The 17,920-nt window shown below is 36.4% G+C and carries 15 protein-coding genes and 1 pseudogene; 15 read left to right on the top strand and 1 reads right to left on the bottom strand.

Going from position 1 to position 17,920, the window contains the following annotated elements; all coding sequences use genetic code 11:
• Positions 1-24 precede the first annotated feature (24 nt).
• Together pyk and X953_RS08185 are read left to right on the top strand one after the other, a co-directional pair.
• Positions 25-1,785, top strand: coding sequence for a pyruvate kinase (gene pyk / locus X953_RS08180; RefSeq protein ID WP_040957042.1), 1,761 nt, complete (start codon positions 25-27; stop codon positions 1,783-1,785).
• Between the two features lie 70 nt (positions 1,786-1,855).
• Positions 1,856-2,245 (top strand): FxsA family protein, encoded by a 390-nt coding sequence (locus tag X953_RS08185; RefSeq protein ID WP_040955133.1) that lies wholly within the window; start codon positions 1,856-1,858, stop codon positions 2,243-2,245.
• A 2-nt stretch (positions 2,246-2,247) separates the two neighbouring features.
• Here the strand turns inward: X953_RS08185 and ytvI are convergent, their stop codons facing one another.
• Positions 2,248-3,357 carry a sporulation integral membrane protein YtvI gene (gene ytvI / locus X953_RS08190; RefSeq protein WP_040955134.1) on the bottom strand — a complete coding sequence of 370 codons (1,110 nt, stop codon included), beginning with the start codon at positions 3,355-3,357 and terminating at the stop codon, positions 2,248-2,250.
• A 290-nt stretch (positions 3,358-3,647) separates the two neighbouring features.
• Here ytvI and citZ point away from each other — a divergent pair, with 290 nt between their 5' ends.
• The 13 genes and pseudogenes from citZ to nrdR all read left to right on the top strand — a co-directional run bounded on the left by citZ (position 3,648) and on the right by nrdR (position 17,901).
• Entirely contained in the window at positions 3,648-4,763 is a 1,116-nt protein-coding gene (gene citZ / locus X953_RS08195; protein ID WP_040955135.1) for a citrate synthase, read from the top strand.
• A 164-nt stretch (positions 4,764-4,927) separates the two neighbouring features.
• Positions 4,928-6,199 (top strand): NADP-dependent isocitrate dehydrogenase, encoded by a 1,272-nt coding sequence (gene icd / locus X953_RS08200; protein WP_040955136.1) that lies wholly within the window; start codon positions 4,928-4,930, stop codon positions 6,197-6,199.
• Positions 6,200-6,228: 29 nt separating this feature from the next.
• Positions 6,229-7,167: a malate dehydrogenase gene (gene mdh, locus X953_RS08205; protein WP_040955137.1), complete on the top strand. Its 939-nt coding sequence runs from the start codon at positions 6,229-6,231 to the stop codon at positions 7,165-7,167.
• Positions 7,168-7,392: 225 nt separating this feature from the next.
• Positions 7,393-7,869 carry a MaoC/PaaZ C-terminal domain-containing protein gene (locus tag X953_RS08210; protein WP_040955138.1) on the top strand — a complete coding sequence of 159 codons (477 nt, stop codon included), beginning with the start codon at positions 7,393-7,395 and terminating at the stop codon, positions 7,867-7,869.
• Positions 7,870-8,013: 144 nt separating this feature from the next.
• The gene (locus tag X953_RS08215) at positions 8,014-8,709 is read left to right on the top strand and encodes a response regulator transcription factor (RefSeq protein WP_040955139.1); all 696 of its coding nucleotides are present in this window, start codon (positions 8,014-8,016) and stop codon (positions 8,707-8,709) included.
• The gene (gene pnpS / locus X953_RS08220; protein WP_040955140.1) at positions 8,706-10,082 is read left to right on the top strand and encodes a two-component system histidine kinase PnpS; all 1,377 of its coding nucleotides are present in this window, start codon (positions 8,706-8,708) and stop codon (positions 10,080-10,082) included. Before X953_RS08215 ends, pnpS begins: the two co-directional genes overlap by 4 nt.
• 223 nt (positions 10,083-10,305) lie before the next feature.
• Positions 10,306-12,945: a DNA polymerase I gene (gene polA / locus X953_RS08225; RefSeq protein ID WP_040955141.1), complete on the top strand. Its 2,640-nt coding sequence runs from the start codon at positions 10,306-10,308 to the stop codon at positions 12,943-12,945.
• Positions 12,946-12,959: 14 nt separating this feature from the next.
• Positions 12,960-13,788 (top strand): annotated as a pseudogene (gene mutM, locus X953_RS08230) (DNA-formamidopyrimidine glycosylase).
• Positions 13,789-13,802: 14 nt separating this feature from the next.
• A complete protein-coding gene (gene coaE / locus X953_RS08235; protein WP_040957043.1) occupies positions 13,803-14,402 on the top strand; it encodes a dephospho-CoA kinase in 600 nt (199 codons plus the stop codon).
• Positions 14,403-15,101: 699 nt separating this feature from the next.
• The gene (locus tag X953_RS08240) at positions 15,102-16,133 is read left to right on the top strand and encodes a glyceraldehyde-3-phosphate dehydrogenase (protein ID WP_040955142.1); all 1,032 of its coding nucleotides are present in this window, start codon (positions 15,102-15,104) and stop codon (positions 16,131-16,133) included.
• Positions 16,134-16,357: 224 nt separating this feature from the next.
• Positions 16,358-16,738 carry an adenosylmethionine decarboxylase gene (gene speD, locus X953_RS08245; RefSeq protein WP_040955143.1) on the top strand — a complete coding sequence of 127 codons (381 nt, stop codon included), beginning with the start codon at positions 16,358-16,360 and terminating at the stop codon, positions 16,736-16,738.
• Positions 16,739-17,003: 265 nt separating this feature from the next.
• The gene (locus X953_RS08250; protein ID WP_040957044.1) at positions 17,004-17,384 is read left to right on the top strand and encodes a hypothetical protein; all 381 of its coding nucleotides are present in this window, start codon (positions 17,004-17,006) and stop codon (positions 17,382-17,384) included.
• Between the two features lie 34 nt (positions 17,385-17,418).
• On the top strand, positions 17,419-17,901 hold the full coding sequence (nrdR, locus tag X953_RS08255) for a transcriptional regulator NrdR (RefSeq protein WP_040955144.1): 483 nt from the start codon (positions 17,419-17,421) through the stop codon (positions 17,899-17,901).
• Positions 17,902-17,920 lie beyond the last annotated feature (19 nt).

Below are 17,920 nucleotides of genomic sequence, written 5' to 3' on the forward strand. Positions count from 1 at the left end.
CAGGTGTAGGAAAGGATGTTTATCATGAGAAATACCAAAATAGTATGTACGATTGGCCCAGCCTCTGAATCGGTAGAAAAATTAGAGAAGTTAATTGAGGCAGGTATGAATGTCGCCCGACTTAACTTTTCTCATGGAGATTTTGAGGAGCACGGAGCAAGAATTCAAAACATAAGGCAGGCTGCCGAAAACACAGGAAAAACGGTGGCAATTCTTTTGGATACAAAGGGACCGGAAATTAGAACTGGTAATTTCAAAAATGGCCAGGCGGAAATTGAGAGAAACAGTACTGTCTACGTAGCTATGAAAGAAACCGAGGGTACTGCAGAGCGATTTTCTGTGACATATGAAGGCCTAATAAATGATGTACATGCCGGTTCGAAAATACTTTTGGATGATGGATTAATTGAATTAGAGGTAAAAGAAATTGATCACGAAAACCAGGAGTTAAAAACCGTAGCTTTAAATAGTGGGTTAATTAAAAATAAAAAAGGTGTTAATGTACCAAACGTGTCGGTTAATTTACCTGGGATTACAGACAAAGATTCCAAGGATATTGAGTTTGGAATCGAGCAAGGCATTGACTTTATTGCTGCTTCATTTGTGAGACGCCCATCTGATATTCTTGAAATACAGGAGTTGCTTGAAAAGCATGATGCTACTCATATTAACATTATACCTAAGATTGAGAACCAGGAGGGTGTTGATAATATAGATAGTATCCTGGAAGTAAGTGATGGCTTGATGGTTGCACGAGGTGACCTAGGTGTTGAGATTCCTGCGGAAGATGTGCCATTAGTCCAAAAAAGGTTAATTAAAAAATGCAATACGGCAGGTAAGCCAGTTATTACCGCTACTCAAATGCTTGATTCCATGCAAAGAAACCCTCGTCCTACTAGAGCGGAGGCTTCCGATGTAGCTAACGCTATTTTTGACGGAACAGACGCCATTATGCTTTCAGGGGAAACAGCAGCAGGAGAATATCCTGTAGAGTCTGTGCAAACAATGCATAATATTGCAGTAAAGGCAGAAACGGGGCTTGATCACAATTCCATCCTAAAGGACCGGTCAAAACATGTAGACATGACCATTACCGATGCGATTAGCCAATCTGTAACACATTCAGCTATGAATTTAGCAGTGAGTGCGATAATTACTCCAACGGAAAGTGGACATACAGCTCGGATGATTTCAAAATATAGACCGAAAGCTCCAATTATTGCTGTCACTTTTTCCGATATCGTTAACCGCAGACTATCTTTGGTGTGGGGCGTGCAAGCTGTCATGGGAGGTAAAGCTCACTCGACTGATGAAATGCTTGATATAGCAATTGACCGTGGATTAAGTACCGGGTTGGTAGAACACGGAAGCCGAGTAATCATTACAGCTGGTGTGCCTGTAGGAGAAAGTGGTACAACTAATCTTATGAAAGTTCATGTGATCGGTGATATTATTGCAAAAGGTCAAGGTATTGGCAGACGTACTGCTTATGGAAAAGCAATTAGTGCTAAAAACAGTAAAGAAGCCATCGAGAAGTTGAACGAAGGAGATATTCTCGTTACCTATGGCACAGATCGTGACATGATGCCTGCTATAGAAAAAGCAGGAGGTATTGTTACGGAAGAAGGCGGGCTAACCTCCCATGCGGCAGTGGTTGGTTTGAGTTTGGGTATCCCAGTCATTGTTGGTGTAAAGGATGTATTTGATACAATTGAGGATGGTCAAGATATAACTATTGATGGGACTAAAGGAGATATATATAAAGGTCATACAAAAGTCTTGTAAGGTTTTATAAGAAAAAGAAGGGAATTCCCTTCTTTTTCTTTAATTATTGAAGGAAAGAAGAGGTGAGATCATGCGTTGGTTAATGCTAACCTTATTAGTTTTGTCTGCACTGGAGATCGGCGTGTTTATCTGGGTTGGTGGATTAATAGGCTCGTGGTGGGTTGTTCTTTTAATAATATTAACTGGGATTATTGGCATTACGCTTGCAAAACAGCAAGGAATTGAAACCTGGAATCGTGCACAAGTCTCTATGAGTAATGGACAGATGCCTACTACTTATATCATGGATGGAATTTGTATTTTTACTGGGGCCGTGTTCTTATTCACACCAGGTTTTATTACAGATGCCGTCGGATTTTTACTTGTTCTTCCATATACACGTGGTATGTTCAAAGATAGTATTCAAAAATTACTTAAACGAATGGTTGAAAATAAGACGATTATCTATAAGAAGTGGTAATACTAGCCACTTCTTATAAATTTCCACAACTTTTTCAATACGCCTGCCTGATAGATGACATTTAGGACAATTAGGAAAACAGGTGTAAGAATAAACCCCATTATTCCCCATAATTGAACACCTGCAAATAAGGTTATTAGAGCTACTAGCGGATGTATGCCGATACTCGACGATAAGACTTTTGGTTCGATTATTTGCCTTACAATAATCACCACCATATATAGTATAGCTAAACGAATAGTGAGCGTATATTCGGCTGTAATATATAAAAATAAAATCCATGGAATGAAAATAAGCCCTGTTCCAATATAGGGAAGTAAATCTACAACTACTGCGAATAAAGAAATAGTAAAAGCATGTTTTATATTTAAAATGGTTAAACCAATAAAGATAAGTACTGCGGAAATGATTACAAGTATTATTTGGGCTTTGATAAAACCAAGAGTAGTTCTTTTGAATTGGGTAGTAAGTTCTCGGAAGACCGAATGTAACTGCATCGGCATTGCTCTACTCACCATCTGTTTAAGGTTGTCCAAATCATTAGTAATAATAAATGTTGCCAATAAGATAAAGATAATAATGGTTATGGAGCCAGGAAGCATTGACAAATAGGACGGAATTTTAAGTAATAGATCTTGTAACATGGCAGAACCGGATTCAGCAATATTGCTTGTTGCTTGCTTCAGGTAGTCTTCAATAGCAGATTGATACCCATTTTCCAAACTATTAAATATAGATAAAAGTTTTTCATAGAAGGGGATGATTTTTAATTGAATAAATTCATTTAATTGCTGCATTGCTTGGCGAAAATATGCAGGAACGTTTTCTGCCAGATATACTGTGCCTTGAATGACTTCTGTAACAAGAAGAAAGATTCCCCCAATCACAATTAAAAATATTAATATAATAGCACTAAACGTCGCCACAATTCTTGGTAATTTAAGGTTTTTTTCTATAAAACTCACGAAAGGGTGAAGAATAAGAGAAACTATGGTGGCTATTATTATTGGCAGTAGAATAGAGCCTGCATAGCGTATAATGGTATATAGAATGAGTAATAAGAAAACGACAATAAGAGATCTTGCAATCTGTGGAAAGAAATGCTTGTACATATAAATAACCCCATTTTACAGAATGTATTTCTTCTACATATATATGTTCCATAAAGAAGGGTTAGGACATTAATTATTAATATTTGCCTATAACTTACTGAAAATAATACCTATTCTTTAAGCAAATAAGATAGGTTTAATAAATTAATTGATGAATTTAATCGGTTTCAATTCACATTGCTCTCATTATACTTTATAATGTTCATGGGGGATGACAATGTACTATTTTAATATATTGTCTCGAATAGATAGTATCCTATGAACAATTTATGAAAAGGAGAGGGTTTGTTATGACAACAACAAAAGGGCTTGAAGGGGTTGTAGCAACTCAGTCATCAATTAGCTCAATTATTGATGATCAACTGACTTATGTTGGTTATAAGATCGATGATCTAGCCAAAAATTCCAGTTTTGAGGAAGTAGTTTATTTATTATGGAATCAAAAGCTACCAAATAAGTCGGAATTAGATGAATTAAAAGCAGATTTGGCAGCTGAAATGAGCTTACCTGAAGCTGTTATTAATCATCTTCGGTCATATGATCTTTCCACGGTTCACCCGATGGCAGCATTACGTACTGCTGTATCACTTCTCGGATTATACGACGAAGAAGCAGACGTAATGGAAGAGGATGCTAATAAACGAAAAGCTGTACGAATCCAAGCGAAAATTGCAACGATTGTAACAGCGTTTGCTCGCATTAGACAGGGTAAAGATCCTGTTCAACCGAAGAAGGGTTTTTCCTATGCAGAAAACTTCTTGTATATGTTAAATGGCAAAGAGCCGGAAGATATTGAAGTTGAAGCAATTAACAAAGCTTTAGTGCTTCATGCTGATCATGAATTAAATGCTTCTACGTTCACTGCAAGAGTATGTGTTGCTACTTTATCTGATATTTATTCGGGAGTAACAGCAGCAATTGGTGCATTAAAGGGGCCTCTTCATGGTGGGGCTAATGAGCGAGTAATGAAAATGCTTACTGAAATAGGGGAAGAAGACAATGCTATCCCTTATATTAAAGAAAAATTAAACAACAAAGAAAAAATTATGGGTATGGGCCACCGTGTGTATAGAAGTGGCGATCCACGTGCGAAGTTTCTAAAGGAAATGTCTCGACAATTAACTGAACTAACAGGACAGTCAAAGTGGTACAATATGTCCGTTAAAATTGAAGATTATATTAAAGAAAACAAAGGACTGCCAGCAAATGTAGATTTCTATTCTGCATCTGTTTACCATAGCTTAGGTATAGATCATGATCTATTTACACCTATTTTCGCAGTTAGTCGTGTTTCTGGCTGGATTGCACATATCTTGGAACAATACGATAACAATCGGTTAATCCGCCCACGCGCAGAGTATGTAGGTCCAGAATCACCGGAATATGTTTCTATTGAACAACGCTAAATAATAGTGAAGATAAGCCGGTGATCCCGGCTTTTAGGATGCTTTCTTGTACAAAGTAAATAAACGAATTGCAGATGATTGCTGCATAAAGACTTTGTATTCTCTATTTGTTATAATGACAAATGTAAAATAATTAGCCAGATAAATTTACAGGAGGTTTTATTATGAGTCAGGGAGAAAAAATCATTGTAGAAAACGGTAAGATGAATGTACCTAATAATCCTATTATTCCATTTATCGAAGGGGACGGTACAGGCCCGGATATTTGGGCAGCAGCTAAGAAAGTAATTGAAGCCTCTGTTGAGAAAGCTTACAATGGCGAGAAACAAATTGATTGGATGGAAGTGTACGCAGGGCAAAAAGCGTATGATAAGACTGGCGAATGGCTTCCTCAAGATACGCTTGATAAAATAAATGAATATAAAATTGCTATTAAAGGTCCTCTTACAACACCAATTGGTGGCGGTATTCGTTCCTTAAACGTTGCTTTACGTCAAGAACTCGACTTATTTACATGTCTTCGTCCAGTACGTTACTTTGAAGGTGTTCCTTCTCCAGTAAAGCGTCCTGAAGAAGTAGATATGGTCATCTTCCGTGAAAATACAGAAGATATTTATGCAGGTATTGAGTGGCAAAAAGGTTCTGATGAAGTTAAAAAAGTAATTGATTTCCTTAAAAATGAAATGAATGTAAATAATATTCGTTTTCCTGAAACTTCCGGGATTGGTGTAAAGCCTGTTTCTGAAGAAGGTACAAAACGTTTAGTACGTTCAGCAATTGAATATGCGCTAAATGAAGGACGTAAAAGTGTTACTTTAGTACATAAAGGTAACATCATGAAATTTACAGAAGGTGCTTTTAAAGCATGGGGATATGAAGTAGCTGAACAAGAATTCGGTGACAAAGTATTCACTTGGGCTGAATATGACCGTATTGTAGAAAAAGATGGCAAGGATGCTGCAAATAAAGCACAAGATGAAGCTGTAGCTGCAGGTAAAATTATTGTTAAGGATGCAATTGCGGATATTTTCTTACAACAAATCCTAACACGTCCAAAAGAGTTTGACGTAGTAGCTACAATGAACTTAAATGGTGACTATATTTCTGATGCGCTTGCTGCACAGGTTGGCGGAATTGGAATCGCACCAGGAGCGAACATTAACTATGCTACTGGACATGCTATTTTTGAAGCTACACATGGAACTGCACCTAAATATGCAGGTATGGATAAAGTAAATCCATCTTCTGTTATTCTTTCAGCTGTATTGATGCTTGAGCATTTAGAGTGGAGAGAGGCAGCAGATCTCATCACAAAAGCAATGGATAAGACGATCGCATCTAAAGTTGTAACATATGATTTTGCTCGTTTAATGGATGGAGCTAAAGAAGTGAAATGCTCTGAGTTTGGTGATGAGTTAATTAAGAATATGGACTAAATATATTCCCAGATAGGAGGATTTCCAAGATGGCTATTAAAAGAAACAAAATTTCAGTAATCGGTTCCGGATTTACAGGTGCGACAACAGCATTTATGCTTGCACAGAAGGAATTGGGTGATGTTGTTCTTGTAGATATTCCAAATATGGAAGATCCAACGAAGGGAAAAGCACTTGATATGCTTGAAGCTAGTCCTGTGCAAGGCTTTGATGCAAACATAAGTGGTACATCCAATTATGAAGAAACGAAGGATTCTGACTTAGTTATTATTACAGCAGGGATTGCCCGTAAACCAGGTATGAGTCGTGATGACTTGGTGAATACAAATGCTAAAATAATGAAGACAGTTGCACAGGAAGTGAAAAAATATTCACCAGAAACATACGTAATCGTATTATCTAACCCTGTAGACGCAATGACTTATACGTTCTTCAAGGAATCAGGTTTTCCTAAAGAACGTGTCATTGGACAATCTGGGGTTCTGGATACTGCTAGATTTCGTACATTTGTTGCACAAGAATTAAATTTATCTGTAAAAGATATTACGGGTTTTGTTTTAGGTGGCCACGGAGATGATATGGTACCGTTAATCCGTTATTCCTATGCGGGAGGTATACCGTTAGAAAAATTAATCTCTAAAGACCGTTTAGATGCTATTGTTGATCGCACGCGCAAGGGTGGCGGCGAAATTGTAGGGTTGCTTGGAAATGGAAGTGCTTATTATGCACCAGCCGCTTCTCTCACAGTTATGGCTGAAGCTATCCTTAAGGATCAACGACGCGTATTGCCAACAATTGCTTACCTTGAAGGTGAGTATGGTTATACTAATATATATCTTGGTGTACCAACTGTATTAGGCGGCAAAGGTATTGAAGAGATTATTGAATTAGACCTGACAGATGAAGAAAGAGCTGCTTTAGATAAATCCGCAGATTCTGTAAAAAATGTCCTAAACGTTTTAAAATAACTTGGAACAAAAGACCTGTACTCCATAATGGGGTACAGGATTTTTTAGAAGGTAGGAAAATGGAATCCCTAAGTTCTTATGCGTAAAGCGGGAGCTTGCAACTTCAGTGTAAACGCTGCACGGCACTATTAAAATGTACGGAAATACTTCATAATCATATTTATTAGGCAAAAAGGTTAGATTTTGATATAATAGAAAACGCTTACATTAACGGAGGTGGGGAATATGTTAGGTAAAAAAAGAAGGCTGGGAAAAGAGATAAAAGATTTGAGAGTCGGAGATAGCTATACAGCAGTGAAGATGATTAACGATAGAGATTTACTACTTTATTTAGGATTAACTGACGATGCAAATCCTCTATACATTCAACACGATTATGCTTCACAAACACCGTATGAAAAACCAATTGTTCCATCTGTCATGCTTTTTGGAATGGTCTCCTCCTTGATTTCCATGCACTTGCCTGGTCCTGGCAGTCATATTACACAACATGAAATGACATTTCCTAAGATAGTTCACCATAATACAGAAGTAAAACTGAACGTTGAAATAATAGCAATTGATCAGCCAAACCATCAGATAGCCATGTCTGTAAACGGTTTTGACAGTACAGGGGAGATTGTAATTCAGGGAAAAGTACAGGTTTGTCCTTCTTACAAGCCTAACTCACTAATAGCCAATTCATTAGAAAATTTCTTTTAACAGGATGAGGCTAATAAGTTTATCCTTTCTTTCTTTGTAAAAATAAATTTACAAACGGTTATTATGTTCACATTCCTCCTTATTCATTGTAAGATAGAGTCAACGGAAGAAATTCCATTGTTTTGGAGAAATGGAGGATGTGAAATGCAGCCACACGTTCTGATTGTTGATGATGAAAAATCAATCGTTACTCTACTAAAGTTTAATATGGAGAAAGCAGGGTTTTTAACAGATGTAGCTTATAATGGTAATGAAGCAGTTAGCAAGGGAACTGAATCTGAATATGACCTAATTATACTAGATTTAATGCTTCCAGGCATGGACGGTATGGAGGTTTGTAAATATTTGCGGGCAAATAAGATCGATACTCCTATACTAATGTTAACAGCTAAGGATGATGAGTTCGATAAAGTACTAGGACTGGAACTTGGGGCTGATGATTATTTAACAAAACCTTTTAGCCCCAAGGAAGTTATTGCTCGGGTTAAGGCTATCTTACGAAGAGTAAATAAAGAAGATAAAGTAGTATTCCAAGCAATTCGTATCGGAGATTTGATTATTTACCCGGAACGTTATGAAGCAGAAATGCACAATAAAATTATCACTTTCACCAGAAAAGAGTTTGAATTGCTGCATTATCTGGCTAAACATAAAGGAAAAGTTATCTCCCGTGATCAATTGCTAAGTGGAGTGTGGGATTACGACTTTGTTGGCGATACCAGAATTGTTGATGTACATGTTTCCCATTTGAGAGAAAAAATTGAGCCAGACACAAAAAAACCTACGTACATAAAAACTATCCGAGGACTCGGCTATAAATTGGAGGTACCAACATCATGAGAGCTTTGTTTTCAAAACCGCTTATCTCCTATGTGATTGGAATACTATTAGTTATAACGACTACTGGTTTTGTTCTATCCCAGGTAATCGAAAACTTTTTTATACTAATAGCGGTTTTATTGATCGAATTTATTATATTTCTGTTATTTTTGTTACATTTCTATGATAAATATATGAAGCCAATTAATAAGGCGACAAAAACAGTTGATGAGATTGTGAAGGGGAATTATCGGGCTAGATTTCATCATCCTGTAAATGATACAATCGGGCAGTTAAGTAAAAGAATTAATGCTTTGGCCAGAAATCTAAGTGAGCTGTCCATACAGGAACAAATGCAATCAGAACAACTATCCACTGTCATTGATAATACAGAAAGTGGATTGATACTAATAGATTCAAAAGGGTATATTCATCTGGTGAACCGAAAAATCATAGATATGTTTGGGGGAACACCAAAAGATTACCGAGGATATTTATACTACGATGTGCTAGAAAATGAAGTTATCCATGAAGCGGTACAAAAGGCTTTTTTATATGAAAAAAATATAAAATATGCCTTCACCAACTATAAAAATAAGGATAAGTTTTATCTCGAAATTGTGGGTGCACCTATTTTTAATGAACGCAATATGGTTAAAGGTGCAGTTCTAGTTATCTATGATATTACCGAGATGAAAAAGCTTGAACTTATGCGAAAGGATTTTGTCGCTAATGTTTCTCATGAGTTAAAAACTCCTATTACTTCTATAAAAGGATTTGCTGAAACATTAATGGAGACACCATTGACAGACGGGGATACGCATAATGAATTTCTGTCTATTATTTATAATGAAAGTCATCGTTTGCAGTTGCTTATAGAAGATTTATTAATCTTATCCAAACTTGAAAAGGAAGATTTTAAATTAGAACTTGAAGAAATAAATGTTGAAGAATTAATGGAAGATATTTCGCCATTAGTTAAACATCAAGCTCAAGAAAAAGAAATTCATTTAACTTTAAACACGGAAGAAGTAAGTAAGTTTAAGGCTGACAAAGAAAGAGTTAAGCAAGTAATTATTAATCTCTTGGATAATGCTTTTAACTATACACCTAAGGGCGGCAATGTAAGCCTGGACATTGGTTTAAAAGAAGAACAGCTTTACATTCAAGTTAAAGATACTGGTATTGGAATTGAACAAGAAGCTCTCCCGAGAATATTTGAGAGATTTTATCGGGTTGACAAAGCTAGGAGCAGGAATACAGGTGGCACCGGTTTGGGGCTTGCCATTGTAAAACATATCGTGGAAGTACATCACGGAGATATAAAAATAGAAAGTGAACAGGACAATGGTACAACAATAACAGTATATCTACCACAAGATAACACATGGTAAAAAACATCCTCTTTGAGGATGTTTTTTAGTTTAAGGATTAAAGTAATTCACATCGGTGTGTAAGCGTTCATCTGTAATGAAAATTAATGGCGATAAATGTCTCTTAAGCATTATATTATTTACCGCACTTATTGGGCTCCTAGCAGAATGCGCTATTATTTTTTCTTTTATCCCTCCATAATGATAAAATAAACACAAAGATTATTGATGGAGGGAAACGTGTATGGCGAATAAACTAGTTCTTATTGATGGCAACAGTATTATCTATCGCTCTTTTTTCGCATTGCCATTATTAAATAATGATAAAGGTGTTTATACAAATGCAGTTTATGGATTTACTACAATGCTGCTTCGGATTTTGGAGGAAGAAAAACCAACACATATGCTCGTCGCTTTTGATGCTGGGAAAACAACCTTTCGTCATGCAACCTACAAAGAATATAAAGGTGGCAGGCAAAAGACTCCGCCAGAACTATCAGAACAATTTCCTTTATTAAAAGAAGTTCTGGATGCTTTTCAAATCTCTCATTACGAATTGCCGAATTATGAGGCTGATGACATCATTGGTACATTATCACAAGAAGCAAAAAAGGAAAATTGGGATGTCACCGTAATCTCTGGTGATAAAGATTTGTTACAGTTAGTATCTGATAAAGTAACCGTCAACCTTACGAAAAAAGGTATTAGTGATGTGGAAAGCTATACACCAGCTTTCTTAAAAGAAAAAATGGAAATTACTCAAGAGCAAATTATAGATTTAAAAGCATTAATGGGGGATAGCTCGGATAATATCCCGGGTGTGCCTGGAGTAGGGCAAAAAACGGCAACCAAATTACTTAAGCAGTTCGAAACATTGGAAAAGGTCTATCATCATGTTGATGAGGTAAGTGGTAAGAAACTGAAAGAAAAATTGATTAACCACAAAGCAGATGCGTTTATGAGCAAAGAACTTGTTACCATTAATTGTAGTTCTCCAATAGATGTTTCACTTGAAAAAATAGGTTATGAAGGATATGAGGCACACAAGGTCAGTGAAATCTTCAAAGACCTTGGGTTTAATTCACTTTTAGATAAGGTAGAAGGTTCAAATGGAGACGAAGAAAAGGAAAAAGAAGTTCTTAAGGATATTGACTACAAAATCGTAGAGGATCTTACTCCGGAAATGATAACAGGAAAAGAGGCATTGGTTATTGAAATGCTTGGTGATAACTACCATCAGGCAGATATTGAAGGAATTGGAATTACGAATGAGCAAGGTTCTTATTTTCTTACTGTAGAGTCAATGCTTACTTCTACTTTCTTTAAAGAGTGGGCAGAAAATCACCAGCAAGAAAAGTATGTCTTCGATGCGAAACAAACATTAGTGGCTTTACTTAGACATAACATTCACATCAAGGGAATTAAGTTTGATATGCTGTTAACTTCTTATTTACTAAATCCTTCTGAGAATAATCATGAAATACCGGCAATTGCACATCGGATGGGAAAAAAAGATGTATTATTCGACGATGAAATTTATGGAAAGGGTGCGAAGAGGAAAGTACCTGAGCATGCAATCTTAGCTGAGCACATTGTTAGAAAAACCAGCGCCTTATATGTACTGAAAGAGAAGATGGACGAACAACTTAAAGACAATCAGCAATATGAATTATGTAAAGAACTTGAAATGCCTCTTGCTTTAATTCTTGGTGAAATGGAACACAGAGGGGTCCATGTGGATATAGAAAAATTAGAGGAAATGGGTACAAATTTAAAACAACGTTTAACTGAATTAGAGAAGGAAGTCTATGAATTGGCCGGTGAAAACTTTAATCTAAATTCACCTAAGCAGCTTGGACCAATTTTATTTGAAAAGCTTAAGCTGCCTGTGATCAAAAAAACAAAGACAGGTTATTCAACAGCTGCAGATGTGTTAGAGCAATTGGAAGAAGAGCATGAAATTATTCCAAAGCTTTTGCTATATAGACAACTAGGCAAGCTTCAATCCACGTATATTGAGGGGTTAATAAAAGTTACGGACAAAGAAACACATAAGATCCATACGAGGTTTAATCAAGCATTGACACAGACTGGAAGATTGAGCTCGATTGAGCCTAATCTGCAAAATATTCCGATACGGTTGGAAGAGGGTAGAAAAATTAGACAAGCTTTTGTACCTGCCAAGGAAAATTGGATTATGTTTGCAGCCGATTACTCACAAATCGAACTTCGCGTATTAGCCCATATTGCTAAAGATGAAAAATTGATTGACGCATTTAATAATAATTTAGATATTCATACACAGACAGCTATGGACGTATTTCACGTGGAAAGAGAAGAAGTAACCTCAAACATGCGGCGCCATGCGAAAGCGGTCAATTTCGGAATTGTATACGGTATTAGTGATTATGGGCTTTCTCAGAGTTTGGGGATCACCCGTAAAGAGGCAAAGCAATTTATTGAACGCTATTTTGAAAGTTATCCAGGTGTGAAGCAATATATGGATGAAATTATTTCCGCAGCCAAACAAAAAGGATTTGTAACTACATTAATGAATCGAAGAAGATATTTACCGGAAATTACGAGTAGAAATTTTAATTTAAGAAGCTTTGCTGAACGTACAGCAATGAACACACCGATACAGGGAAGTGCTGCAGACATTATAAAAAAAGCGATGATTGATTTGGATGGAAAATTAAAGGAAACGAGTTTGGAAGCTAGAATGCTACTCCAAGTTCATGATGAGTTAATTATTGAAGCACCAAAAGAAGAGTTAGAGCAATTAAAAGAAATAGTACCTGCTATTATGGAAAATACGGTAGATTTAGTCGTGCCTTTAAAAGTAGACTATGCCTATGGTAATAGCTGGTTCGATGCTAAGTAAGGAGAAAAATTAAGATGCCTGAGTTGCCAGAAGTTGAAACAATTAGAAAGACACTAAAAAATTTAGTACTAAATAAAAAAATTGAAAAAGTCGACGTGTATTGGGCAAAAATTATTAAGCAGCCAGACGATGTAGAGGAGTTCAAGCATATTCTCTCTGGTCAAACCATTCGTGATGTAAAAAGAAAAGGCAAATTTTTTAATGTTTCAATTGGATAATTACTATCTGGTTTCCCATCTAAGAATGGAAGGAAAATATAGTGTTAATAAACCGATTGAGCCAGTAAAAAAGCACACACATGTTGTCTTTTATTTTGAAGACGGTGACGAGCTGAGATATAATGATGTGCGTAAATTTGGCACAATGCATGTTTACCCTATCGGAGAAGAACTAAATGAGAAACCTTTAAATCAATTGGGTCCTGACCCATTTGAAGAGTCTTTTACATTTGACTACTTTTATTCCAAGCTAAAGCGGACAGACCGTACGATAAAAGCAGCTTTATTGGACCAGTCAATACTCGCTGGCTTGGGTAATATTTATGTTGATGAAACATTATTTAAAGCAGGTATTCATCCTTTGAAACGTTCAAGTAAACTAACCAAGAAAGAAATAAAGGCGATACAGGAAGCTGCAATTAGTACACTTGCAGAAGCAGTTAAACTAGGTGGTACAACAATTCGCTCCTATGTGAATGGCCAGGGACAGATGGGGATGTTCCAACAAGAACTCTTTGTATATGGGCAGGAAAATAAACCATGTAAAACATGTGGAAAGCCAATTGTAAAATTGAAAGTAGGCGGAAGAGGCACTCATGTTTGTCCTACATGTCAAAAAAATTAGGAGGCGAGTTTGAAATGGCACTAACGTTAGGTTTAACAGGAAGTATAGCAAGTGGGAAGAGTACTGTCTCCCTTATGTTTGATGATTATAATATTCCTGTAGTTGATGCGGACAAGCTGTCGCGTGAAGTAGTCAAACCGGGGGAAAAAGCTTACGAACAAATCATTGCTGCGTTTGGAAAAGACATTTTAAGAGAGGATAAGTCCCTTGAAAGAAAAAAATTGGGTGCTCTCATTTTTGCTGATGAAGAAAAAAGAAAAAAATTGAACAGTATTGTCCATCCAGCTGTACGTGAAAAAATGATTCAGAGAAGAGATGGCTTTCTACAGGCTGGTTCAAAATGTGTAGTTTTAGATATTCCACTCTTATTTGAAAGTAAATTAACTCATTTTGTTGATAAGACAGTTGTTGTATTTGTGGACGAAGAAGTACAGCTTAAGCGATTAATGGAAAGAGATAACTATTCTGAAGAAGAAGCCTTACAGCGTATCCAATCGCAAATGCCTGTTAAAGAGAAAGCAGCATTAGCAGACGCTGTTATAAATAATAACGGGGCGAAGTCTGAAACATATGAACAATTGGAGAAACTCTTAAAAAGTTGGAAGGTTATTTAAAAAGTCGGGATTCCCCGGCTTTTTTTGTGGTCGAAAGAAAATTGTGTTTCACAGTAATTCGCAAAATAGATAGACTGCGAGTTAACTTGTTTTAGATGGATTAATTAATTTTACAGAGGAAGCACCCATTGATTTGCGTTTCAGGCGGACGCTTTCCGCCGGCATGGCCTCAGCCGCTTCCTTCGCTACGCTCCGTCCAGGGTCTTCGCCTCATGCTATTCCGGCAGGAGTCGCCGCCTTCCACTCCAATCAATTGGAATGGCTTTTCTATTTTAAAGAGCTAGAATACAGTCTTTAGCGGAGGGGAAATATGTAGACTCCAGCGGGAAAAGCGAGACTAGCGAGTCCCCGCAGAACGGAACGTTAGTGAAGTTCGAGGAGGCTCGCAGGCCGCCCGCGGAAAGCGGAATATTTCCCCGTAGCGGCGGTTTACGCAGCCTCTATATTTTTAATTATGTCGCAGTTTACTCCTATTGCGAAGAAAATAAAATTATGGGAAAGAAAACTTATACTTAAACATTTGCATTACATCCATTTTTGCTTGTTCTTAACAAAGAAAAGGGATCACTTATTTAACGCAATTGTATGAATACTTAAACATGCATTAAAAGCAAAATTAAAGGTCACATCTTAAGTTTAATATGTTATACTAATTAATATAAAAGACAAATAAGTGTAACACATATAGGAGGACCTTAAATGAATAAAACTCGAATTGCTATTAATGGTTTTGGCCGTATTGGCAGAATGGTATTTCGTCAAGCGATTAATGATGATCAATTAGAGGTTATTGCAATAAACGCAAGCTATCCTCCGGAAACGCTTGCCCATCTAATTAAATATGACAGTGTCCACGGAATTTTTCAAGGGGATGTAAAAGCGCTTGAAAATGGCCTGGAAATAAATCAAAAACAAATTAAAATAGTAAATTCTCGAGAACCTGAAAAGCTTCCATGGGAAGAATTGAATATCGATGTAGTTATCGAAGCAACTGGTAAATTCAAGACGAAAGAAACAGCAGGTCTTCACATTAAAGCTGGAGCAAAGAAAGTCGTTATAACAGCACCAGGTAAGCAAGTAGATAATACAATTGTAATGGGAGTAAACGAGGAAACATATCATCCAGATAAGGATGACGTTATTTCAAACGCCTCTTGTACAACCAATTGCCTGGCTCCTATAGCTAAAGTAATTGACGATCATTTTCACATTGTAAACGGACTAATGACAACCGTGCACTCTTTTACGAATGACCAAAAAAATATTGATAATCCTCACAAGGATTTACGTCGTGCACGTGGTTGTACGCAGTCTATTATTCCTACATCAACTGGTGCGGCAAAAGCACTAGGAGAAGTAATGCCACATTTAAACGGAAAATTACATGGAATGGCGCTTCGGGTTCCAACACCAAATGTTTCTCTTGTAGATCTTGTGGTGGATATCGAGAAGGCTGTAACAGTTGAAGAAGTAAATGAAGTATTTAAAACGGTTGCTCAAGGTGAATTAAATGGAATTATTAAATATAGTGAAGAGCCGTTAGTTTCCATTGACTACACAACAACTGAATTTTCCGCAATTATAGATGGCTTATCTACAATTGTAATGGAAAACAATAAAATAAAGATTTTAGCATGGTATGATAATGAGTGGGGCTATTCAAAACGAGTTGTGGATTTAGCAAGATATGTAGGATCTTATCTACATCAAAAACAAGTTAAAATCTCTTAATCTTATAACTTTAGCAAGAGTATTGATCATGATAATTGTATATCGCGATCAATACTCTTTATTTCTTAAAATATATTGCAAAAGTCACAAAAACCGTTTATACTTTTCGTTGTACTTCCTGAATAGTATTCGTTCTGCTTAAAGGGTTAGGACCTCATCGGACTAACTTTCCCCCGTGGCAGAAATCATGGTTTAGGAAGAAATTTGATAAGAGGGGGATTCCTATGGATACAATAGGAAGACATGTCATTGCAGAACTATGGGGATGCAATATTGAAAAGTTAAATGATATGGGATTAATTGAGCGCATATTTGTAAATGCAGCATTAAAAGCTGGAGCGGAAATACGGGAGGTTGCGTTTCATAAATTTGCTCCTCATGGTGTTAGTGGGGTAGTTATCATTTCTGAATCACATCTAACAATACACAGCTTTCCGGAGCATGGTTATGCAAGCATCGACGTGTATACTTGTGGAGATATTATTGATCCTAACGTTGCAGCTGAATATATAGCAGAAGCACTTGAGTCCGATTCATGTGAGAAGGTTGAAGTACCTAGAGGCATGGGGCCAATTAAAGTAAATCAATTTCAAAAAGTTTTATAATTAATCTGGGTTGAATGTTCTAAATAGGGAGCATCAACCCTTTGTTTTTTGGGCTAAAATTATTTAATAAAAATTAAAAAACATAATGGTTTATATTAAGCTTTCACAAGTTATGTATTTTTTCCTCTGGTCGTACAGTTATTATTTTCAAAATTAATTCCTTCTATTAATATACTTTCCATTCTCTTCTATTAGAGGATTTATCAAAATCATGATAAAATAGTAATACTATACGAAAAATCGATATCCCAATGAGGTGAGAAAAATAGGCTTACGTCAGAAGGTAAATAAATATTTTGGTAATCAAGCTGAAACAAGTGAAAAACACTGGGACCCGTCACTTCAAACCCATTATTACAAAATAACTAAAGACAAAGGGTTCCAATATCTTGTTGATTTCTTTGAAAAGTCTTCTGCTTACGAAGTTCACGCAATGTCGAAAGAACATGGAGAAATTAGTTTACAAGTGAAAAAAGGAAGAAAAGCTTTTATTGTAGCAACAATAATTATGGTGAGACCATACTACACAGCAATTGACTTCTCGGTAACAACGGAGTCTATTCTTCCTATTGATTTTGGTTACAGTAGTAAAGTTATACATAGCTTATATCAGGATATCAATAAAGAATTAACGTTAATTACCTAGAAGATTGTAGACAAAATGAATGGGGTTGAACAACGTGAAATGTTCAAATTGCGGTAATAAAAGTACAAAAGTTTTAGACTCACGCCCAATTGAAGAAGGTAGTGCTATCCGTAGACGTCGGGAGTGCGAACAATGCGGGTTTCGCTTTACAACCTTTGAACGTTTGGAAGAAGTGCCGTTAATCGTAGTGAAAAAAGACGGAGCCCGACAGGAATTTAGTAGAGAAAAATTAATTAGAGGCTTAATTAAGGCTTGCGAAAAGCGTCCTGTCCCACTTGAAAAATTAGAATCCACCGTATTGGATGTGGAAAGAGAACTGCGCAATACTGGTTTATCTGAAGTAGACAGTAAGGAAATTGGTGAAATGGTTATGGACCGTTTATCTGAAATAGACGAGGTAGCATATGTAAGGTTTGCTTCTGTGTATCGTCAATTTAAAGATATTACTGTTTTTCTAGATGAGCTTAAGGAACTGATTAATACAGATAAAGAAGAACCGAACAAAGAGAATAATTAGGACGTAAATATAAGCAATG

This window comes from Virgibacillus sp. SK37, assembly GCF_000725285.1.
GTDB lineage: Bacteria > Bacillota > Bacilli > Bacillales > Amphibacillaceae > Virgibacillus_Q.